The following is a 22,492-nucleotide window of genomic DNA, read 5'->3' as shown; positions in this document are numbered from 1 at the left end:
GTACATAACAGAGACAGTACAAAATAGAAGATATTGCATCAGATATCGAATAAAGGAGTAGAGAATAGTGGACATTCAAGCGATGATATCAAATAATTGTTATGGTGTAGCAGACATTATTCATTTATTTCAAGAAGAATTGGCGCATAATTTGGTAGGCATTTATATTCATGGTTCTTTAGCGATGGGTGGTTTTCATCCGCATCACAGTGATATCGATTTGCTGGTTATTGTGCAACAGAAAGTCAATCGTTCGTCAAAGCTCCATATCGCTAACAGACTTTTGAAATTAGAAGAACATCTGATGTCTAGTAGTGGATTTGAGATAAGTATATTATTGGAAAACGATGTGAAGCAGTTTGTATATCCTACTCCATTTGAATTCCATTATTCTGCATATCACCGGGAAAAGTATCGAACAGATAAGCAATATGTCTGTGAAGGAGCAGAAGATCCTGATCTAGCAGCTCATATATTTGTAACGTATGATCGAGGTGTAACCCTATATGGCAAAGAGATCAAAGAAGTATTTGTACCTATTGATCCACAGTGGTATATTCGCTCGATTTTGGCAGATATTGAACATGTAGAAGACGATATTGTTGCATCACCTGTATATTTCACACTCAATCTGTGTCGGATCTTATTTTTCCTCAGAGAAAATGTAATTTCTTCCAAACAAGAAGGCGGAGAGTGGGGATTAACACATGTTCCTGCTACATATTCCAAGCTTATCCAGACTTGCCTTGATCAATATCAAGGAGTTAGTGATTCTACTGCGTTAGAGACTATACAATTACAAGAATTTGCCCGCTATATGAAAGATGCAATTCAAAAGCAAGTAAATAGTTCAAACGAAAAGATAGACGATCTTAAATCTTTTTTATAAAGGAGATAATAGATATGCCTGTACCTCATAGCGATCACGAACAGATGATACACCAAATTATTATAGAATGGATCACTGCTGATTGCTGGATGATGGAGATTTTGCGAAATGTACGGGATCTAGGATTGCCAGATAGTTGGGTATGCGCTGGATTTGTGCGTTCGAAAATCTGGGATCAACTTCATCAGATAGAACCTCGTACACCATTATCAGATATTGATGTGGTCTATTATGATGCTAGTGATCTAGATGAAGAAATAGAAAAAGTATGGGAACAAGAGCTTTCCCGGATACAACCACAATTACCATGGTCAGTGAAAAATGAAGCACGCATGCATATTGCTAATCGGATTGCGCCCTATCATTCTACCGTTGATGCGATATCATGTTTTCCAGAAACTGCTACAGCATTAGGGATTAGATTAGATGAACAGGATCAATTGATTCTGGTCGCTCCATGTGGACTAAGGGATGTTTTTGAAATGAAGATCCGTGTCAATCCACGCTTTCTTCAGAGTCGAGGAGATATTCATATTTATCAGCAACGTGTTCAACAGAAAAATTGGCAACAGATCTGGAATCGTTTAACGATTATCGATTCCCCAACACTGTAGCTTATGAATTGATAGGCTCCATAAGTACCTATAGAAAAAATCAATTAGAAAAGTGGTATAATCAATGTTAGATTATAATATAATAATCTGATGAACATAGTCGGAATAAAGAGGTGACAGAATTGAGTGACATTTATCGTTTGGCAACATTGGAAGATGCAGAGCGTGTACTTCATATCACGTATGAAGCCTATGTAACTATTCGTGAATTAGGATTAACATGGCCAGCAGCTCATGCTGATCTAGCATTGATTCAAGACAATATTACGCATAATAAATGTTATGTGTTAGAACAAGATGGGTTGATTGTAGCAACTGTAACTTTGGCTGATCCTGAACGGGTCAAAGAATTAACAGCTGAGACAGGATTACCGTTTATTATGTGGTTTGCAGTTGATCCGAATGTACAAGGAACCGGCGCAGGTAGCAAATTGTTAAACTGGGTCGAACAACATATTATTCGTGATGAAGTAGGAGCACCTGCGGTGACACTCGGTACAGCCGAAAAACACCCGTGGTTATTACCGATGTATGAGCGTAGAGGATATGAAAGTATACGAGCTAGAGATGCAGGCAAAGGAGAAGGACCGATGCATTTAATGCGTAAAGTGGTTCATCCCGAGCGTTTTGAAGCTTATTTGCAAGAACGTAAGCAAGCAGAACAAATTCAACAAACCTCTTCTCAAGGTAATTAACATATGAAATTTGTCGTATTCAGTCTTATTGCGAACCTTCCTCATGCGCTAACAGGTGAGACCTTAACAGCACAACAGAAATTCCAAAATATATTAAAACAAGCAGAGTTAACAGAGCGTCTAGGGTATGATGCTTATGGTGTAGGTGAGCGACATGGAGAACCTTTTTTGTCTTCTTCACCTGCTATTGTGCTGACTGCAATCGCAGCACGTACATCACGTATCCGTTTGCTGACGACTGTAACGGTATTAAGTGTGCTTGATCCGGTAAGAGTAGCAGAAGATTATGCTACTCTTGATCATTTATCTAATGGACGCTTGGAATTGATTATTGGTAAAGGGAACGATCCGCGCCATTATGGATTATTCGGAATCACTGAAGAAGAACAATGGGATTCATTAGCAGAAAGATATGAATTGTTACGACAATTATGGAGTCAAGAAAAGGTGAATTGGCAGGGGAAATATCGTCCGGCATTGAATGAGTTTACAAGTCAACCGCGTCCATTTCAATCGCCGATTCCAATCTGGCATGGAAGTGCCTCAAGTACACGTTCTACAGAATTGGCAGCCAAGTATGGAGAACCGATTTTCTCATCCAATTCTTTTCATCGACAGGACAAATATAAAGCATTAATTGATCATTATCGGGAACGGTTAGCTTATTATGGTCATGATCCATCTCAAGCCATTGTTGGCGCAGGAGCAGGAAGCCTGTATCTAGCGAATACGAGTGAAGAAGCTATTCGTCGTTATCGTCCATATTATGATCATTTTCAGTCTACAGATGCTGCGAAGCACAATCAATCGCCTTTTGTAGATTTAGAAGATAATATTGCAAATGGTCCGGCTCTTATCGGAAGCCCTGATCAAGTCATTGAGAAAATTCTAGATTATTACCGAGCATTTGGACATCAGGCATTAAGTATCAGCGTAGATGGATTAACCGAAACAGAACAGTTAGAACAGCTTGAACGATTTGCAACAGAAGTTGCACCTGTGTTAAAAAAAGAAATTCCCAGTACGATATGGGAAAAAGAAGTGCAAAAAGAGCAGCTCATTTAAGAGTTGCTCTTTTTGTGTATATTCTATTATTAGAAGATGATTAGATTATTTTTTATTCTGTTGTTTATCTTATACTTCATCCAGTACAAGCGGACGAAGATTAGCTTCGATCTGTGCACGTTTGCCTTCAAGGAAAGGAGGCAGAGAAAGGGTTTCACCTAACGAATCCATCGATTCATCAATATCGAATCCTGGTGTGTCTGTGGATAATTCGAATAAGATACCATTCGGTTCACGGAAATAAAGAGCACGGAAGTAGTGACGATCTACTTTACCTGAATTAGGAATACCTAATTTGGATAATTTGTCTGACCATAGATCATATTCGGACTCATCTGGTACACGGAACGCTACATGATGGACACCACCGCGACCTAGACGTGCATGTGGTAGATCAGGACGTGTCTCGATATGGACTTCTGCGCCTGCGCCACCTTGTCCAGTAGAATAGACTTCAATATCTGCAAAATCGCCTGCAAGCGAAGGATATGAGCCTGTATGACGGAATCCCATCACTTCAGTCAGAATCATAATGGTCGAAGCAGGTTGAGCTAGTGTTAGTGTAGTTGGTCCAAGTCCAAGAATCCCGTATTCTACAGGTACTTCAGATTGATCCCAAGCTGTTCCAGCCGCTACACCTTGTTCGCCGTTGTCGGCTACAAGAATAAGGCGTGTACCTTCAAAGTCTTGAAAAGCCAATGTATCTCGTCCAGCACGTTGTTTGATTTCTTCATGAGTCACATTCAATTGGTCAAATCGATCAGACCAGTATTGCAAAGCTTCTGTTGTCGCTACTCGTAAAGATGTTGCTGAAATACTAGATACCCCTTGATAGCTAGGTCCGATACCCGGTAAATCAAAGAAAGTTAATTCTGTACCAGGAGAAGCAACAGCATCACCGTAAAATAGATGATACGAAGTAGTATCGTCTTGATTAACTCCTTTTTTCACTAAACGCATACCCATAACTTTAGTATAAAAATCGTAATTTTTTTCCGCTTTACCTGTCATAATCGAAACGTGATGAATACCTAATAATTCCATAATGAATATCCTCCTCAAAGTCAAACGATCTATTTATAAATATGCTTACATTTGAAATCTTAATATTAAGATAATTATAACATGGAGAAAATTAATTACAAGTCTTTTCCATGAAAAAAATATAGTAACTATGTAAAAAAGAAAGAAACTCCAAAAGAAAACTAAAAAAGAACCTTTAGATCAGAGAATCATCTCATTGATCTAAAGGTTCTGCTTATATAGATGAATAGATAAATAATATAGATAAGGAATATTGAATTAGTGATTCGTTAATCCACCAGATTCTGCGCGTGTTACTACGTTGGTACGATAGTCGTCTTGGCTTAGTCCAATCTTAGGCATAACTTCATTCAGATCCGGGAATTTCGCTAAAATGGTTTTGTTGTCTGTACGCAAATCCATTTTGCTATAATCGTAGAATCCTGCACCGCTAACACTAGAGATAAATTGATTACCTTCTACTGCAACATCGCCTAATTTGGGAACAACAATATTCGGTGTATTGACCATTACATTGTTATTCATTTTTGTACCATTCGGATATTCAGGATGCCAGTTCGGATCAAGAATACTGCTCCATAATGGATGATCATAACCATACATTTTTTGCAATTTGGCTCCATATTCTTTCCATACGCCGCTTGTTGGATTCATTTCACGAAGTTGATCGGCATAGATACTATTCACACCATGAGAATTACTGTCGCCCCGTTGATCGACTTGGATCATATTGGAATCGACCACTAGATTGTTGTTAGCGATATTGTCATGTCCATTGAGCAAAATGCCTTTGGTTGAACCTTGCACAATATTATAACGATAGTTATCGCCACTATCTGCACCATCTGAATAAAATCCATTAGAACGTTTGTTATGATGAACAAAATTGTATTGAAGTACATTACCATAAGAAGCCCAATCTTGAGCGGTATAGAATGCGCCTGTATCGCCTTCGATCAAGGACGTATTATGCACTTCATTGTACTCAAACACCAGATTGTTACTGTACACATAACGAACAGCATCTTTAGGCACATCATGCAGTAAATTATGATCGAATTTGACGCCGACTGAATTACGCACCAGAATCGCTTCCAGATGAGTCAGATCCCCTACATTGTGAATATGATTGTTGGTGACACGACTATTGGCAGCTTCTAACGTTTTGCGATCTCCTGCATCATTAATACTGATACCGAATCCGCCTGTTTCATAAATATCATTACTTTGGAAAAGGTTATTCGTCCCATCTACATCGAGAATACCACCATTTCCTAGATTACGAAGCGTATTACCTGCAATCGTAATATGGTCGGTATTTTTAAGTTCAATGCCGTTACCCATACCACCTTCAACCGTGAATCCTAGCATTTTTAGATTAGAAGCTCCATCGACAGAAATCACTGGATTTTCTTGGTCAGCTACAATAATGTTTTGGCTTTTCAGATTGCCTTTAGGATAGTAATAAATTTGACCATCTTTGAAGTCAAGTGACCATTCACCAGGAACATCGATTTCATCCAGATAATTAATCAATTTCCATTCTTCTGTACCTGAACCGATCCGATAAGGAGCTTTGATTTTGGATGAATAAGAGCTAGGCGTAAGGTACGTACTTGCAGTTGCTGATTGATATACATCTTTGTTGACGGATGAAGGTAATTTCACTGAATCGGTACTGTGTTCAGTTACGGTTGCATCATTACCTGTATGTTCAGTAACTTCAGAAGGTAACGATAGATTATGATCTGCATCAGTCGCTTCTGTCGTTAATTGAGAATCTTCAGTGAGTTGTTCTTTTAAGCGGACAGATCCAGATTCACCCTGTGCATTAAACAATTTGTATGATTGTGGGGTAGAGTCTGTATCATGTAATGCATCGTCTGCTGCTGGCTCGCTTGTTGCAGAAGCAGAAGGAGCAATACTGGATGCCGCCTGAGAATCATCACCGTATGTGTTGGCTGTGGCTGAGGTAGCAGAAGCATAGTCTGTTACTGCCGCACTCCATTTGGAACCCATACCGCCATCAGGAATATCTTTAAGTGTGATGACATTGTGTTTGGTATCGATCGATTGTACAGAACTGGTCAAAGGGCTCCAGACCGTTCTCCAAAAGCCTTTAAGATAAAGAGCATGTCCTTGAGATAAAGACTTCTGCCAGCGTGCTGCACGATTGCTTCCGTCCAGATCTAACGTATCTGTTGTATCTCCATTTTCAGGAATACCACCATCACCATAATAAAAAGATTTGGCATCTGCTGAACCATTCGCTGTTGTCCAACCTTTGCGATGTCCATCTACAGATTCGGTAACATTAGGCCATTGAGAAATAGGTTGACGAATACCGTTAGAGATCAGATCAATAATACCCCATTTTTCGGTAAACGAAGTGCCACCTTCAAAATGCTTAATATGCTTCAGTCCCAGTGACTTCACATCTAACTGATAAAGGGCATTGGCATCTACATCAGGATGAACACGTGCTTTGGCTGCGGCACTGAGCGGTTTCCAATCGGAAGCATCAATACGAATCCCGTTGGTTAATGTCACTTGTTCACCTGAATACGTACGGTAAATAATAGGTTTATCCGGTGTACCTGAATCTTCAGCTGTAAATTGCAAGTTGGAAAATTCATATTCTCCACCTTTGACCCATACGGTTACTCCATAATCGGGTAGGTCGCCTTTTAGACTGCGGATAGCATCACGTGCTCTTTCCAGGGTGGCGTATGGTTTCTCTTTAGTGCCATTCCCATCCGTATCGCTTCCGGCTGTATCAACGTACAGATTCCAACCAGTTTTTGTCACAGCACCGCTATCAAGATTGATAACTTCTTGACTTCCTACTTTGTCAGCCGATGCGTATGGAACCGCCATCGCACTACTCAAAGCAAGCATAGCTGTGAGCGATATGATTTTCTGGAACTTCTTCATAAATATAAATTCCCTCCATTTCAAAATCCATTGATGTTGTTGGGATGATGGTTTATCCCTGCTGTGATGGGTATTTTGATTTAATTAGTTAATCACCTCCTAAAATACATATAAATTGGTAAAATCAGCGGATGCTTTTATATAATAAAATACAGATGCAAATATAGCAAAGCATAATTTCATACTTTTTTAATAAAATTTCAATTTGTTCATAAATTAGTTTCTTTTTTGTAACCATTTGAGCATACCGATAGATTGCTTGTCAAGTGCAGGTAGTATAATGTCTGAAAATAAAAAGAGGACTGATCAATTGCCTTAGAGCACAACTGATCAGTCAGTAATATGAACCATATTCTTAATTAAGAAGTAGATTGATGGTCAGAAAGACCGTCTGAATCTGCACGATTAAAGGCTTTAGTACGGTATTCATCTTTGTACAATCCAATCGTTGGGAAAACAGTATTCAAGTCAGGAAACTTCTCTAATATTTTGGCATTTTTGGTGCGCAAATCAAGGGTAGCTAGATTATAAAATCCTGCATCTGAGGTACTACTTAGTGTCGTATTACCTACTGCTGCTACATCACCTTTTTTCGGCAATTTGATTTGTCCACCAGCACCTACAATCACATTATGATTAAGCTTACTGCCATTGGGATATTGAGGATTCCATTTATCATTTAATACACTGCTCCATAGATTGCCTTTTAAGCCGTATTTTTTAGCAAGTTGTTCACCGTATTTTTTCCAGGTGCCTGTCAATGGTTGAAGCTCTCGCAGACGATTGGCATTATCGCTACCTAATCCATAATTTAACTGATTAGAACGATCGTTAATTTCAAGAGATTGTACATTAATTAATAAATTGTTCATCGCTAGATTATGATGTCCATTTTCGAATAAAAAGGCGCGTGATGTATCTTGAATAATATTGTATTCATACGTATTACCACTGCTACCCCCATCCGCATAAAAACCATTTGAGCGTTTATTATGATGAATAAAGTTATAACGTAATACATTTCCATACGAAGACCAGTCTTGAGCGGTATAGAAAGCACCGGTATCGCCTTCGATCAGTGATGTATTATGCACTTCATTGTATTCAAGCAACAGCTTATTGCTAAATACATAGCGAACTGCATCTTTGGGAACATCATGCAGTAAATTATGATCGACCCGTACACCGACTGAATCACGAATAATAATCGCTTCCAGATGGATCAGCTTGCCGATATGATGAATATGATTATTGGTAATTCGCGTATTGGCAGACGATAATGTAGCGCGATCTCCTGCACTATTCAGACTAATCCCAAAACTTGCCGTATCATAAATATTGTTACTACGGAACATATTATGATGACCATCTACATCTAATATTCCACCATTTACATTGCGAATATTGTTGCCTGCAATCGTAATATGATGACTTCTTTTCATTTCAAAGCCATTGCCCATATTATTCTGTAATGTGAATCCTTTAAATTGTACATAAGAGGTACCATCCATAGTAACGATAGGTGTATCTTGATCACCGATTACTGTCTGCAATTTATGAATATCCGAAGGAGGATAGTAATAGATTTTGCCATCTTTAAAATCCAAAGCCCATTCTCCAGGTGTATCGATTTCTTCTAGCAGATTAAGGGCTCGGAATTCTTCAGAACCATCACCAACACGATACGTAGAAGGTGTACTGCTGTTGTCATTTTGCTCATTGGTTGTTTTTGATAGAGCAGAAGGAGCAACCATCGCACTGAATTTAGAACCCATTCCACCTTGTGGTGTATCGAGAAGTTTAATCGTTTTTTGAGCTGGATCGATTTGACTGATCTGAATACTGGCTGGACTCCAAAGGGTACGCCAGAAACCTTGTAAATAGATAGAATGACCGTTTTGGATCGCATTCTGCCAGCGCTTAGAACGATTGGTTCCATCTTCATCTAAAATATTAGTGCTTGAAGAACCTGGTTTTTGATAATAAAAAGATTGAGCATTATAGACACTTTGAGCGATTGCCCAGCCTGCTCGTTGTCCGCCGGCTACTTCTGTTGTATTCGGCCAACGGGAAATAGGTTGCATTTGATTGTTGGCAAATAAATTCAAAATGCCCCATTGTTCTGTAAATGAAGTGCCGCCTGCAAAGCCATTGATATGCTTCATTCCTAATTTGCGTACATCCAATTCTACTAGCTGCTTGGGATCAATCTTGGGATGAACTCTAGCTTGAGCTTCCTGACTGAGTGGTTGCCAATCCGTTACTGGCTTGCCTGTAGAAAGCGTAACTTGTTCTCCTGTATAAGTACGATATGTAATTGGAGAAGCGGCTGTACCTGAATCTTTTTTATCCAGTTGAAAGCTAGAATCCATGAGATAATTCCCTTGCTTCACCCAGACCGTTATGCCTCCTTGAGGAAGTTTACCTTTGTAGGCACGAATCGTTTTCTGAGCTTGTTGCAATGTAGCATAAGGCTTGGTTTTACTACCATTTCCAGTCTGATCATTACCTGTTTTGGCGATATAGATATTCACTCCAGACTCCTTTACAGCTCCACTACTTAACGGATATGCTTCTTTTTTAGTATGAAGACTGTAGTATAATACTCCTGCCAATAAAGCGAATAATACCAATCCCAAAAGGATGATCCGCGAACTTGATGCTTTCAAGCGAACACCTCCTTGTAAATATAATTTGATATAGAATGAGTTGGCATTAGTATAGGTAGAATCACTAACAACTGTCAAATATCGTGTATCTGTGATGCGAATGTAGTAAGATTACCATAGCATATCCCAGAGAAACTGTTTTTATTAAGGTATCAACCTACTTTAGTCAGAAAGGTGGACTATATTATGAAAGACGAAGAAAAAGTCTATAATACAGCAGTTGAAGTCACATTAGAAGTAATCGGTGGCAAATGGAAACCTGTGATTTTATTTCATCTGACGTTTGGTAAAAAACGAACTAGCGAACTGAAAAAGTTAATCCCAACGATTACTCAAAAAATGTTAACCCAGCAGTTACGTGAACTGGAAGAAGCAGGGACAGTATTGCGAACGTCTTACAATGTAGTGCCTCCCAAAGTAGAGTATGAATTAACCGAGTATGGAACAACTCTCACCGAGTTACTTCATATGATGTGTAAATGGGGAGAAGTTCATCTACATAGACAGTATGGCGATCAAGCTCGTATTGTAGAGTCTCCTTCTCAAGTGATATAAATCGTCAAAAGCCGAAACCTTATCACTAAGGTCGGCTTTTGATAGACGATACATATAGAGGAAAAGTATCCATTTCTACATATATAGTGTAATTTATTTATAATGTTGTCTGGAAGAAAGGAATACACGATTATTTTGATAAGTTGTACACGATAAGATCAGGCAATAATATTACGTTTGCGAAAATCTTCAAAAATAGCGATAAACATCTTTTCTGTATCTACATATTCATGAAATCCGAATCGACGTGCTTTGCTTCCGTCAGCAAAAAAGTCATAATCCCACGAAAATACAAAATCACCAAACGCCCACGAAGATACATCTGCATACGTATAAGCAGTTAATCCATATTTGGTAACGATATCGTTCCACAAAGCTTCTTTGTCTTTCATCATCGTATCCAGACTCATGGATAAAGGTGGAGCTGTCTCCATCTCAAAATACGTAGCGATGGTAGGCCACAACTCTTCCCAGCGGAACAAATCACCATTGTTAATATTAAAAGCCTGATTCGCACAAGCAGGAGTAGTCGCTGCCCAGACTGTAGCTTTGGCGAGTAATCCGGCATCTGTCATTTCGAGAATACTGTGATAGGCTCCACGCTTACCCGGAAATCGCAAAGGCAATTGAAGTTCTTTGGAAATAGTGGCATAGATCGCAATCACCATCGCTAGATTCATAGGATTACCTACAGCAAATCCACACACGACAGAAGGACGGAGCGCAGACCATGTCCAGCTTTTCCCTTGCTGTTGTTGCATAAGATAGTTCTGCTGAGCCATATTAAATTCAGGTGGCATCGGACTTGCATCAGATTCACGTGCAGGTGTTTTGAATGCGCCTAGATGAGCACCGTAGACTTTGTAACCTTGCATCAGACTTACATGTTGAAGCGTAGGGGAAATAGTCTCTACACTTTCTACGATATGGATTAGCATATTCAGATTAGGTTCTACCAATTCTGCCCATGTGGGACGATCTTGATATGCCGCATAAAAAATATGAGTGATCGTAGGAAATGATTGTAAGGCTTGATCTATTTGATCACGTTGAAAAAGGTCTACCGATACATAAGTAACACGATCTGTAGATACACCGCCACGACGGGATAACCCGATAATCTCCCAATTCGGTAATGTCGATAAATGATCAATCAGATTACTACCAATCACTCCATTTGCCCCTACAACTAACGCTACTTTACGAGAAGAATGGGTTACTCTATTCATCTATTGCACTCCTTTAATCATAATAAGTTACATGATTAGCTTGCAGGATAATGCAACCGTTGAGAAGTACGCACTTTGAAGTGCGATAGGTACTTCAAAGTACTCTAGTGATCTTTTGTCTATAGAAGAAGATAGAATCATTACCGTTGAAATTACATACAAAAACACACAGTAGAGGCAGTGATTATGCCTGCGCTGTGTGCTTTGGATAAAGTATTGGATAAACTCAAAACAGTACCAGAGTTAGACTGTTTCTTCCCAAAGTTTAGCTTGATATTCTTTTACTTGTTGTTCAGATGGCTCAGGATATACGTTGCGGAAAGGATGGTGCTTCGCATCGATCACTTCTACCATTTTGTCGATCATGTCTTGTGGATCGAATTGTTGAGCTAGCATTTTTTCGCCTTTTGCCAGATCAGAACGTTTGGTAAAGTTCGTTTTCTCGTCATACCATTTTTCTTTTTGCTCAAACATATTATCGTTAAATCCTGTTTTGTATGGACCAGGATTAATTGTAGCGACTTGAATACCGAACTCTTTCAGTTCTTCTTTAAGTGCTTGTGCCATAGCTTCTACAGCATGTTTGGAAGCACAGTATGCACCCAGATAAGGAGTTACGCTAAGTCCAGCGATAGAGCTGACAAAGATAATTTTACCTTTCTTTTTAGCGACAAATTGGCGTGCGACAATCTGTACCATTTCTAACGAATTAAATACATTGGTATCAAAAATTTGGCGGATATTATCAACTGGAATCTCAGCCAGTGGGCCACCTTCACCAATCCCTGCATTTGCTACATATACATCAAAATCATATTTTTCCAATTGAATACGGTCAAGTGGTTTATTGACATCTAATTTGATGACTTCAATATCGAGTCCTTGCGCTTTCGCTTCTTCTCGAAGTTCAGTCACTTGTGGAATAATTTCAACAGAAGCAATAACTTTATGTCCTTTTTTGGCAAGTCCTAGAGCAGCACCTTTACCAAGTCCGCTACCTGCACCTGTAATAAAAATTGTTTTTTTACCTAGCATAATGAATTCCTCCTGTTATAAGTCTGTATCGTCTTCGTGTCGTTCGGATTCATAGTGCTTTTACCCGTTCAGTCTGATAACTAATCAATCAGGCAATAGAGAGGAGGGAAGAACAGGAGGTATTGGACACAGCAAAAAGCCGGACTACATAAGAGCCCGGCTGATGATCTAAAAAGTTAAAGCAGCTTAGTGATTGGTGAATCCGCCTGTCTCAGCACGAGTTACGACACGAATACGATACATATCTTGTTGCAATCCGATTTGAGGGAAAATGCTATTCAAGTTCGGGAATTTATCAAGAATTTGTCTGTTGTTTGTACGTAAGTCCATTTGACTGTAATTGAAGAAGTTAGCATCAGTTACTTTAGGAATAATATTATTTTTTTCAATCGTAATATTGCCTAGTTTGGGTTTGATCACACTATTTACTTGAACTAGTGCATTATCGACTAATTTAGAACCATTAGAGTATTCTGGATGCCAGTTAGCATTGAGCATATCGGTCCATAAGTTATCGGTATAGCCATAACGTGTTTTGAGTTCATTTGCAAAGCTTGCCCAAGCACCAGACGCAGGATTTTTGGAACGCAATCCATCAGCAAAGCTACTACCTACACCATAGCTTTTGGTCATAATCGCATTAGCCACTACATCGGTTGTAAGCACATCGCTACGGTTCTCAATCTGTACTTTGGAAGAAGCAACAACCACATTGTTACGACCGATATTGTGATGACCGTTAAATTGGAATGCACGATCAGAACCTTGAATAATATTGTTATAGAAGTTATCGCCTGCATCGCCACCATCGACATAAAATCCGTTAGCACGTACATTGTTATGAATAAAGTTATAACGAAGATCGTTACCATATGAAGTCCAGTCTTGTGCAGTATAGAAAGCACCTGTATCACTTTCTACTAATGCGGTATTATGAATTTCATTAAATTCAAACGTTAAGTTTGTACTGCTTACATAACGGATACCGTCTTTGGGAACATCATGGATTAGATTATGATCTATCCATACATTGTTAGAATCCCGTACGATAATACCAGCAAGATGCGCGAGTAGACCGGTATGATGAATATGGTTATTGGTAACACGTGTATTGGATTTGGTAAATGTAGTTGTTCGGTCACCGGCATAACCTAAGCTAATTCCAAATTCACCTGTATCATAAATATCATTACTTTTAATTAGATTGTAACTACCATAGTAATCTACAATCCCGCCACCACTTACATTCAAAATCGTATTACCAGCTATTGTAATATGATTTGTTTTTTGCATTTCGATACCGTTGCTCATACTATCTTCTAATTGGAAGCCTAGTAATTGAAGATAAGAAGTAGCATACATTTTGATGATCGGTGTCGCATTATCAGCAATCTCTACATCTTTTGTTTTGATATCGCCATCTGGATAGTAGTATACTTTACCATCTTTGAAATCAAGCGCCCATTCACCGGGAACATCAATTTCATCTAGATAGTTAACCGCACGCCATTCTTCGGTTCCATCTCCTGTACGGTACACTGGATTAGAGTTCGCAATATCTTTACTCCATTTGGAACCCATACCACCTGAAGGTGTGTCCAGTAAAGAGATACTTCCTTCTCCATTATCAATACTTTGTACTTTGCTTGTTACCGGGCTCCATACTGTTCTCCAGAAGCCTTGAAGATAAAGAGCATGTCCTGCATTGACTGAAGATGCCCAACGTTCAGAACGGTTGGTTCCGTCTGCATTTAATTCATCATCAGTTTGTCCATCTGTAGGAATACCATTTTCACCGTAATAAAAAGATTTAGCGTCAGCAGAACCGTTAGCTGTTGTCCAGCCTGCACGTTTGGAACCAGCCATTTCACCCGGGTTCGGCCATTGTGAGATCGGTTGACGTTCATGATCAACAATTAGATCAATAATGCCCCATTTATCGGAAAAAGAATTGCCACCAGGGAAGCTGTTAATATTCGTAAGTCCCATAGCTTTCACATCAAGCTCAACTAATTTGCTTGCACTTACTTTTGGATTTACTCTTGATTGTGCGTCACTGCTTAATGGTTTCCAGAGAGTAGGATCAACAGATGTACCGTTAGAAATAATAACTTTCTCTCCAGGATACGTACGATAGACGATCGATTTACCAGGTGCTCCAGAATCGGAAGCATTCAGATCGAGTGTAGAAGTGAATTTGTATGTGCCGCCCTTGACCCATACTGTAATTCCTCCAACGGGTAAAACTCCTTTTTTGGCACGAATAGCATTTCTAGCTTCAAGTATCGTTTTGAATGGAGCATCTTTAGTACCTGATCCTGAAGCAGCTACTGAACCATCTACGTAGATATTAAGACCTGTATTGGTAGTGGCTCCACTACTCAAGGTCACAACATTTCCATTGACTGTGCGATCTGCAAAAGCGAAATCAGGTGACAACAAAGTACTAACAAGTAGTGTAGTTATCACCATTAACATCGCTAACGGCGTCTTTCTAAACATTATAAAACATCCTTTCATATTGAAATATGGTTTACCTATAGGTCAGGTCTATTGGAAGTGGATATTTGCTTTTATAATTATCGAATTAGGTTCACTAGTTACTTTGTCGGATACTTTTGCCCATTTTGTAATGGTTATAGATAAATTTGGTTAATTTAAGTTAAAAATCGACTTTTTCTGATAAAAAGGGGGATAATTAAGATGGTTAGTTACCAATTATCCCCAGAAATCAATTTATTTTATGAATCGCAAGTAGCAGGAGAGAGCAGATAAGACCTACTATATTCATAAAAAGTTCACAATAATATGAAAATTCCTATTCATTTTAATGATTACTCATTCCGCCTGAAGCTGATCTAGAAATTACTTGCACTCTGTATTCATCTTGAGATAATCCGATCTGTGGGAAAACCGTATTTAAATCAGTGAATTTGCTAAGAATACTTGCATTATTGGTACGATAATCCATCGTGTTAGCATTATAAAATTGAGCATCAGCAATAGTATTTAGAATCACATTATTAGCGACTGTAAAAGATCCTTTTTTGGGTGTAGTCACTGCACCTGTCTGAACAAATACATTATCTGAGATCGAAGAACCATTTGGATATTCAGGATGCCAGTCAGGGTTAAGAATATCTGCCCATAGATTGGTGGTATAACCATACGTCGCTTTTAGGTCTTTGCCGTATTGTAGCCATGCGCCAGAAGTTGGATTTTTGCTAATCAGATTCTGAGCATAAGCGCCTGTAGCCGTATAGCCACGTGTAATTCCGCGATCATCAATCTGTCCTGCTGCTCTGGAAGCAATAATCAGATTGTTTTGTGCCAGATTATCGTGTCCACCGCCCATAATAAAAGCGATCTGAGATTGTTGGATAATATTTTTGCTCACCACATCACCGCTATCTCCATCATCAAAATAAAATCCATGCGAGCGTTTGTTATGATGAATAAAGTTATAGCGAAGAACATTTCCATAAGAAGTCCAGTCCTGTGGTGTATAAAAAGCACCTGAATCGCTTTCTACTAAAGACGTATTGTGGATTTCATTATACTCAAACAAAAGGTTGTTATCTGAAGTATACTTAACTGCCGCCTTCGGTGTATCATGGATCAAGTTATGATCAATCTTAGTACCGACTGATTCACGGATAACGATACCTTCCAGACTAACCAACGTTCCGATATTGAAAATATGGTTATTTGTGATTCTGGAATTACCTGATACCAGATTAGTACGGTCGCCAGAGTATCCCATCGAGATTCCTGCGGCTCCAATTTCATAGACATCATTACTTTGAATCAGATTGTTATTGCCATAGTAATCGACAATCCCTGTACCTGTGACATAACAGATTGTATTTCCAGCAATCTTCATATGATGAGAACGCTGCATTTCGATCCCGTTTCCCATACCGCCTTCAACTGTAAATCCAAGCCATTGAATATAAGAAGCATCACTCATTTTGATAATCGATGCTTTGTTATCAGATAAAGTAATGATTTGTTTAGTAATATCACCTGTAGGATAGTAATAAATTTTGCCATCTTTAAAATCTAGTGCCCATTCACCAGGAACATCGATTTCATCTAAATAGTTAATTGCTTTCCATTCTTCTTTGCCTGTACCGACTCGATAACTAACACTTGTATCTGGAATAAAAGGATCATCAGTTAATCCGTACACACTGGAAGTTACATTGAACATCGGAGTACTTGGAGTAGACACGACCGGTGCATACACATCTGCTTGTACAGAAGAAGCCATTAGATTAGGTCGATAGACATCCATACTTACAGTTGAACTTTTTAATGTATTGGTTACGACTGTTTTGCTAAATTTATCGCCCATACCGCCACTTGGAATATCGTATAGAGAGATAATATTATCATCTGGATAAATAGCGCCTACTTTGCTAGTGACAGGGCTCCAAGCTGTTCTCCAAAATCCTTTAAGATAAAGGTCATGTCCTTTAGCCATTGAAGCTTTCCAGCGTTGGATACGATTAGTACCATCTGCGTTAACCTCATCATCTGAGATTCCATTTTCTGGTGTACCGCCTTCACCGTAATAAAAAGATTTGGAATCTGCGGAACCGTTCATTGTCACCCAACCTGCACGATTTGCTGCAATACTTTGATCTTCGTTAGGCCATTGAGAGATCGGTTGTCTAATACCATCCACGATCAGATCAACAATACCCCATTGCTCTGTAAATGTTGTGCCGCCTGAAAAACCAGCAATATTCTGTATATTGAGCGAAGCTACATCGAGCTCGCGTAGTTTACTTGGTTGAACCGCAGGATTCACACGTGCTGCTGCATCTGCGCTTAGCGGTTGCCATGATGTTGGATCAATTCCTTTGCCTGTCGTTAACGTAACCGTTTCTCCAGGATAGGTGCGATAAATGACTGGCTTGTCAGGTGTGCCTGAATCTTGGGCATTGAGATCGAACGTTGTTGCTAAATTGTACGTTCCACCTTTCACCCAAACGGTAACACCGCCAGCAGGTAAATTGCCTTTATATGCACGTATTGTTGATCTAGCTTTGAATAGTGTTTTGAAAGGTGCTAATTTGGTGCCTGTACCTGTAACATCATTTCCAGTTGGATCGACATATACGTTCACGTTAGTTGCAACTGTACTTCCGCTACTAAGCATAGGAGTTGTTGCAGCATAACTGGTTTGCCCTGTTGGTAGAAGAGTAATGATAAGACTGAGAGATAATATCCATGCTACCCATTTCGTAGTTGTTGTCATTATATTTTCCTCCTAAATATCCTTGATGCTATTGTTATCAATAGGTGATAAACAAATAGATGTACTCTAACATGGCTAACGGTAGCTGTTTTATTATGATCGAGTAGGGTTATTAGGTCATTTATAGTTTGGAATGAATTCTTGATCAATCATTTCGTTATACACGTATTAGAAAGAAGATCAAGAAAAGTAAAATGTAATGAAGTGCAAATCACTTGAACAAATAGAATGAATAGTAGAATAAGGAATGGGAAGAAGTAGAAGAGATATAGAAGAGTAAAATGAAAGTGTTAGTGTTTCTTTAGCCACCCTCAGTATAGTATATGTCTCAACAACTGATAACCGCCTTAATGTCTCATTCTTATAGGTATCAAATGCGATATAAAATCAAAGTATATTAGTATGTCCTTCCTATTCAGTCAGCAAGCATTAGCCCCGATGACTATAGCTCCTATATAAGAAAATAGCCAAAAGTTTCAGATCAGCGTCTGAAGCTTTTGGCTATTTAGATTGAAATGATATTGATTTAACGTGAATAAGATATATCAATTAAGAAGAGGTAGAAGTAGTATTTTCTTTTTGCAGTCCTATTTGAGGATAAATTTGATTGATATTTGGAAAGATCGCAAGAATAGTTGGGTTTTCTGTATAGACGCCAGTTGTCGTAGTAGGATTCAGCTTAGCCGATTGTATACTGCTAATTCTTGGATTATTTTGAATAATGACTGCTCCTTTTTTGGGAATAACGAGAGCGCCTGACTGAACAACTGCATTATCTTTGAAATGTGTACCGTTTGGATATTCGGGATGCCACTTGGAATTCAGTATATTTTGCCACAGATTGCTGTCATATCCATACGTATCTGCTAGAACTCGTCCATACGTTTTCCAGGGTTCTGCTACAGGATTTTTAGCCATTAATTGTTCCGCATAAGTGCTATCTGCTGTATATTTACGAGCAATTCCGCGATCATCAATCTGAATACCGGATGTGGCATTAACAATCAGATTTCCGGTTGCCCGGTTATGATGACCTCCGCCAAAAAGAAAAGCTTTGGATACGCCGGAGACTATATTGTTAGTAAATGTATCTCCGCTATCTCCATCATCAGCATAAAAGCCATTGGCACGTGGACTGTCATGTACATAGTTATATCGCAATACATTACCATAGGAAGTCCAATCTTGAGCGGTATAGAAAGCACCTGCATCACCATCTTCCAGTGAAATATGATGCAGTTCATTATATTCAAATAACAGATCATTGTTATACACATATCGTATGCCATGCTTGGGCACATCATGAATCAGATTGTGACTGATCGTCATACCTATCGACTGTGTAATAATTAATCCTTCTAAAGCAATCAGGGTACCGGTATTATGAATATGATTATTCGTAATCACAGACTGTGCTGGAGTCAAAGTATCACGATTACCTGCATAACCGATACTCATCCCAAAACTTCCTGTTTCATAAATAGTATTATTTTGCATGACATTGTGATGACCGTAATAATCAAGAACACCACCGCCACCTATATTTCGAATGGTATTGCTGTCCAGTGAAATATGATGTGAGCTCTGCATTTCGATCCCATTATTCAATCCACCTTCAATCGTCAGACCGACAAAGTTAAGGTAAGAAGCATTCGTTAATTTGATAATAGGGCCGGTACGATCAGCAATAATAATATTTTGCTTATTAATATCTCTGTCAGGATAATAGTAGATTTTCTGATCTTTAAAATCCAAAGCCCATTCGCCAGGCATATCAATCTCATCTAACAGATTTAGAGCTTGCCATTCTTCTGTACCTGTACCGACTCGATACACTTGATACGTAACAGAAGTGACAGTCAGAGGAGAGAAGGGAACACTTGGCTGGGTATAGACATCTGGAGTTACATAGACATCTTTTGTCACATACGTATCATCATGAATCGTTACCGGAGATTGATCGGGCACAGTAAAGGGAACAACTGTCGCAGAGGGAGATGGATTAGTAGAAGGAACTAATGGAACTTCTTTGCTCCATTTCGAACCGATTCCGCCTTCTGGAATATCGACCAACCGAACGATATGACGTGTTGTATCAATACTTTCGACTTTACTAGTTACCGGATCAAAATCGGTACGCCAGAATCCCTTGAGATACAAATCATGACCTTGTTCGATAGAACGTTGCCAGCGTGCAGTCCGATCAGTCTGATCGGCATTCACTTCGTCAGTTGTAATGCCATCTTTCGGTTGTCCACCTTCGCCATAATAAAATGACTGCGGATCAGCAGAACCATTCATTGTGACCCAACCTGCACGATTTTTGCCTATTTTTTGCTGAGGATTCGGCCATTGAGAGATCGGTTCGCGTACCCCATCTACAATCAGATCGACAATACCCCATTCTTTGGTAAATGTTGTTCCTCCGGGAAAGCCAGACGTATTTTTAAGCCCTAACGATTGGACATCTAATTCTACTAATTGATCAGCATAGACAGCAGGATGAACACGAGCTGTTGCTTCCGCATTAAGTGGTTTCCAGAGACTAGGATCAATCGTTTTGGCAGTGGTAATCACCGCTTGTTCATTAGGATAATTACGATACGTGATCGGTTGCTCAGCAGTACCTGAATCTAATTCATTCAGTTCTAATGTAGCAGATAGTTCATATTCGCCTTCTCGTAACCAGATCGTTGTACCACCAGCAGGTCTTTCACTATACGTATCCCGTAACACAGAGCGAACTTTGGGAAGAGTGCGATAAGGAGCTTGTACAGTTCCTGAACCCAAATAGTCGCTTCCTTTAGGAGAAACGTATACATTTTGAGTAACTGTAGGTACATCAGATAGAGTGGATACGCTGTTAGATGCAGAAGTAGAAGAAGCTTCTTCTGCAATTACAGGTGTAGAGTAGACAAACGAACCTAGAGGCATCAAAAATACAGTCAACAATATCAGATGTCTAGACCATTTTTGGTATAGCACAGTCTTTGCAGTCATGAGTTCTCTCCTTTTATCTGTCTAGTTTGTTCATCATTATAAAGCGTATTGTACTGAATTACATGTGCCGATAGGGTTAAACGGTTGGTGGATACAGTCTTATTTTTAATAAATACAAATGACGAGTTATGTAGATTAAACCAAGAAAAAGTCGGCATATGGATGGCATATTTAGTTAGAAAATCATAGAGACATAGAAGATGAGATGATAAAAAAACCGATTACTTTTCTCTTATAAAGAGATCTAATAATCGGTTTGGGACGTATATTATTAAGTAAAAAGATAGGAATAGAAAGAATGACTACATCTAATCTAGCAGATTAAGCACGATCTAACATAGTTTGATACGTAGAAGCGTCCATATTTTTAACAAGCTTAATCAGTAATTCTTTGGCGGCATCGTAATCATCGGTATGAATAATAGAAGATGAGGTATGGATATACCGTCCACAAATACCGATAATACTAGAAGGCACACCTGTACCGCTGACATGCACTTGTCCCGCATCTGTTCCACCCGCAGAAATAAAATACTGTACTGGAATCTGATGAGTACTTGCTGTATCTTGAATATATTCAATCATTCCGCGATGCGTAAACATGGTCGGATCATAAATGCGTAATAACGCACCTTTGCCTAAATGACCAAAAGCATTACGATCTCCTGTCATATCATTAGCAGCACTACAATCCAGTCCGAAGAACAGATCCGGCTGAATCAACTGAGCCGCTGTACGTGCACCACGAAGCCCGAGTTCTTCTTGTACTGTCGCTCCTGAATACAATGTACCGCCAAGCTTTTCGCCATGAACCGCTTGCAACAATTCGATAGCAAGACCGACTCCATAGCGATTATCCCAAGCTTTTGCCATGATTTTTTTGGGATTAGCCATGGGTGTAAATTCACAGATCGGTACAATTTGTAGTCCGGGACGCAATCCCATTTGTTCAGCTTCGGCACGATCGTCTGCACCGATATCAATATACATCGATTTGATATCCACTGGTTTGTTGCGTTGTTCAGGACTTAGTAAATGAGTAGGAGTAGAACCGACCACTCCAACAATAGGGCCGTTATCGGTAATAATATGCAGACGTTGAGCAAGTACCACCTGACTGAACCATCCACCTAAAGGTTGAAAACGAATCAGCCCTTGCTCGGTGATTCCTGTTGTCATAAATCCAACTTCATCAAAGTGACCTGCGACCATCATTTTCGGTCCATTTTCATTACCGCGAATAACACCAAATAAACTACCTAATCGATCTTGTACAAATTCATCGGTATAAGGTTCCATTTTCTCTTTAACCCAATGCCGAAGTTCTCTTTCAAAACCCGATACTGCGGGGAATTCGGTTAATTGTTTGAACATCTGAAGCGTCTGTTGATCCATTGACGTAGGTCACTCCTTAACAGTGTTATTCTTTGTTATAGTATGAACTTCATGTCGAAAAATGTCCAATTATTTGCCTTGACTTCAAATTGTAATCAGCCA

General features: G+C 39.2%; 14 protein-coding genes. 5 read left to right on the top strand and 9 right to left on the bottom strand.

The annotated features are described in order from the left end of the window. Nucleotides 1-67: 67 nt before the first annotated feature. From PQ456_RS15935 to PQ456_RS15920, 4 genes are all read left to right on the top strand, one after another. The gene (locus PQ456_RS15935) at nucleotides 68-889 is read left to right on the top strand and encodes an aminoglycoside adenylyltransferase domain-containing protein (RefSeq protein ID WP_273613168.1); all 822 of its coding nucleotides are present in this window, start codon (nucleotides 68-70) and stop codon (nucleotides 887-889) included. Nucleotides 890-903: 14 nt separating this feature from the next. Then, complete coding sequence (locus PQ456_RS15930) at nucleotides 904-1,503, top strand: nucleotidyltransferase family protein (RefSeq protein WP_273613167.1); 600 nt, start codon at nucleotides 904-906, stop codon at nucleotides 1,501-1,503. Between the two features lie 122 nt (nucleotides 1,504-1,625). Continuing rightward, nucleotides 1,626-2,198, top strand: coding sequence for a GNAT family N-acetyltransferase (locus PQ456_RS15925; protein WP_204823179.1), 573 nt, complete (start codon nucleotides 1,626-1,628; stop codon nucleotides 2,196-2,198). Nucleotides 2,199-2,201: 3 nt separating this feature from the next. Further along, nucleotides 2,202-3,263 carry an LLM class flavin-dependent oxidoreductase gene (locus PQ456_RS15920; protein WP_273613166.1) on the top strand — a complete coding sequence of 354 codons (1,062 nt, stop codon included), beginning with the start codon at nucleotides 2,202-2,204 and terminating at the stop codon, nucleotides 3,261-3,263. 69 nt (nucleotides 3,264-3,332) lie between these two features. Here PQ456_RS15920 and PQ456_RS15915 read toward each other — a convergent pair whose 3' ends face one another. The 3 genes from PQ456_RS15915 to PQ456_RS15905 form a co-directional block, all read right to left on the bottom strand. Further along, nucleotides 3,333-4,307: a ring-cleaving dioxygenase gene (locus PQ456_RS15915; RefSeq protein WP_273613165.1), complete on the bottom strand. Its 975-nt coding sequence runs from the start codon at nucleotides 4,305-4,307 to the stop codon at nucleotides 3,333-3,335. Nucleotides 4,308-4,565: 258 nt separating this feature from the next. After that, nucleotides 4,566-7,241 (bottom strand): right-handed parallel beta-helix repeat-containing protein, encoded by a 2,676-nt coding sequence (locus PQ456_RS15910; RefSeq protein WP_273613164.1) that lies wholly within the window; start codon nucleotides 7,239-7,241, stop codon nucleotides 4,566-4,568. 359 nt (nucleotides 7,242-7,600) lie between these two features. Beyond that, complete coding sequence (locus PQ456_RS15905) at nucleotides 7,601-9,910, bottom strand: right-handed parallel beta-helix repeat-containing protein (RefSeq protein WP_273613163.1); 2,310 nt, start codon at nucleotides 9,908-9,910, stop codon at nucleotides 7,601-7,603. 186 nt (nucleotides 9,911-10,096) lie between these two features. On the opposite strand from PQ456_RS15905, the gene PQ456_RS15900 reads away from it, so the two are divergent. Next, complete coding sequence (locus tag PQ456_RS15900) at nucleotides 10,097-10,465, top strand: winged helix-turn-helix transcriptional regulator (protein WP_273613162.1); 369 nt, start codon at nucleotides 10,097-10,099, stop codon at nucleotides 10,463-10,465. A 158-nt stretch (nucleotides 10,466-10,623) separates the two neighbouring features. Here the strand turns inward: PQ456_RS15900 and PQ456_RS15895 are convergent, their stop codons facing one another. From PQ456_RS15895 to PQ456_RS15870, 6 genes are all read right to left on the bottom strand, one after another. After that, complete coding sequence (locus PQ456_RS15895; protein ID WP_273613161.1) at nucleotides 10,624-11,694, bottom strand: SDR family oxidoreductase; 1,071 nt, start codon at nucleotides 11,692-11,694, stop codon at nucleotides 10,624-10,626. A gap of 243 nt (nucleotides 11,695-11,937) precedes the next feature. Beyond that, entirely contained in the window at nucleotides 11,938-12,729 is a 792-nt protein-coding gene (locus PQ456_RS15890) for an SDR family oxidoreductase (RefSeq protein WP_273613160.1), read from the bottom strand. A 186-nt stretch (nucleotides 12,730-12,915) separates the two neighbouring features. Next, nucleotides 12,916-15,231 carry a right-handed parallel beta-helix repeat-containing protein gene (locus tag PQ456_RS15885; protein WP_273613159.1) on the bottom strand — a complete coding sequence of 772 codons (2,316 nt, stop codon included), beginning with the start codon at nucleotides 15,229-15,231 and terminating at the stop codon, nucleotides 12,916-12,918. Nucleotides 15,232-15,556: 325 nt separating this feature from the next. Beyond that, on the bottom strand, nucleotides 15,557-17,995 hold the full coding sequence (locus PQ456_RS15880; protein WP_273613158.1) for a right-handed parallel beta-helix repeat-containing protein: 2,439 nt from the start codon (nucleotides 17,993-17,995) through the stop codon (nucleotides 15,557-15,559). Nucleotides 17,996-18,544: 549 nt separating this feature from the next. Further along, the gene (locus tag PQ456_RS15875; protein ID WP_273613157.1) at nucleotides 18,545-20,995 is read right to left on the bottom strand and encodes a right-handed parallel beta-helix repeat-containing protein; all 2,451 of its coding nucleotides are present in this window, start codon (nucleotides 20,993-20,995) and stop codon (nucleotides 18,545-18,547) included. A 321-nt stretch (nucleotides 20,996-21,316) separates the two neighbouring features. Then, nucleotides 21,317-22,390 (bottom strand): M42 family metallopeptidase, encoded by a 1,074-nt coding sequence (locus tag PQ456_RS15870; protein WP_273613156.1) that lies wholly within the window; start codon nucleotides 22,388-22,390, stop codon nucleotides 21,317-21,319. Between the last annotated feature and the right edge of the window lie 102 nt (nucleotides 22,391-22,492).

Origin of the sequence: Paenibacillus kyungheensis, assembly GCF_028606985.1 — a bacterium.
GTDB lineage: Bacteria > Bacillota > Bacilli > Paenibacillales > Paenibacillaceae > Saccharibacillus > Saccharibacillus kyungheensis.
This window is presented reverse-complemented; position numbering and strand designations above follow the sequence as displayed.

Excerpts from the sequence above, each read along its gene's own strand:
- PQ456_RS15900 (WP_273613162.1), top strand. The coding sequence starts at position 10,097 with ATGAAAGACGAAGAAAAAGTCTATAATACAGCAGTTGAAGTCACATTA.
- PQ456_RS15930 (WP_273613167.1), top strand. The coding sequence starts at position 904 with ATGCCTGTACCTCATAGCGATCACGAACAGATGATACACCAAATTATT.
- PQ456_RS15920 (WP_273613166.1), top strand. The coding sequence starts at position 2,202 with ATGAAATTTGTCGTATTCAGTCTTATTGCGAACCTTCCTCATGCGCTA.
- PQ456_RS15875 (WP_273613157.1), bottom strand. The coding sequence starts at position 20,995 with ATGACTGCAAAGACTGTGCTATACCAAAAATGGTCTAGACATCTGATA.
- PQ456_RS15870 (WP_273613156.1), bottom strand. The coding sequence starts at position 22,390 with ATGGATCAACAGACGCTTCAGATGTTCAAACAATTAACCGAATTCCCC.
- PQ456_RS15880 (WP_273613158.1), bottom strand. The coding sequence starts at position 17,995 with ATGACAACAACTACGAAATGGGTAGCATGGATATTATCTCTCAGTCTT.
- PQ456_RS15915 (WP_273613165.1), bottom strand. The coding sequence starts at position 4,307 with ATGGAATTATTAGGTATTCATCACGTTTCGATTATGACAGGTAAAGCG.
- PQ456_RS15885 (WP_273613159.1), bottom strand. The coding sequence starts at position 15,231 with ATGTTTAGAAAGACGCCGTTAGCGATGTTAATGGTGATAACTACACTA.
- PQ456_RS15890 (WP_273613160.1), bottom strand. The coding sequence starts at position 12,729 with ATGCTAGGTAAAAAAACAATTTTTATTACAGGTGCAGGTAGCGGACTT.
- PQ456_RS15910 (WP_273613164.1), bottom strand. The coding sequence starts at position 7,241 with ATGAAGAAGTTCCAGAAAATCATATCGCTCACAGCTATGCTTGCTTTG.
- PQ456_RS15895 (WP_273613161.1), bottom strand. The coding sequence starts at position 11,694 with ATGAATAGAGTAACCCATTCTTCTCGTAAAGTAGCGTTAGTTGTAGGG.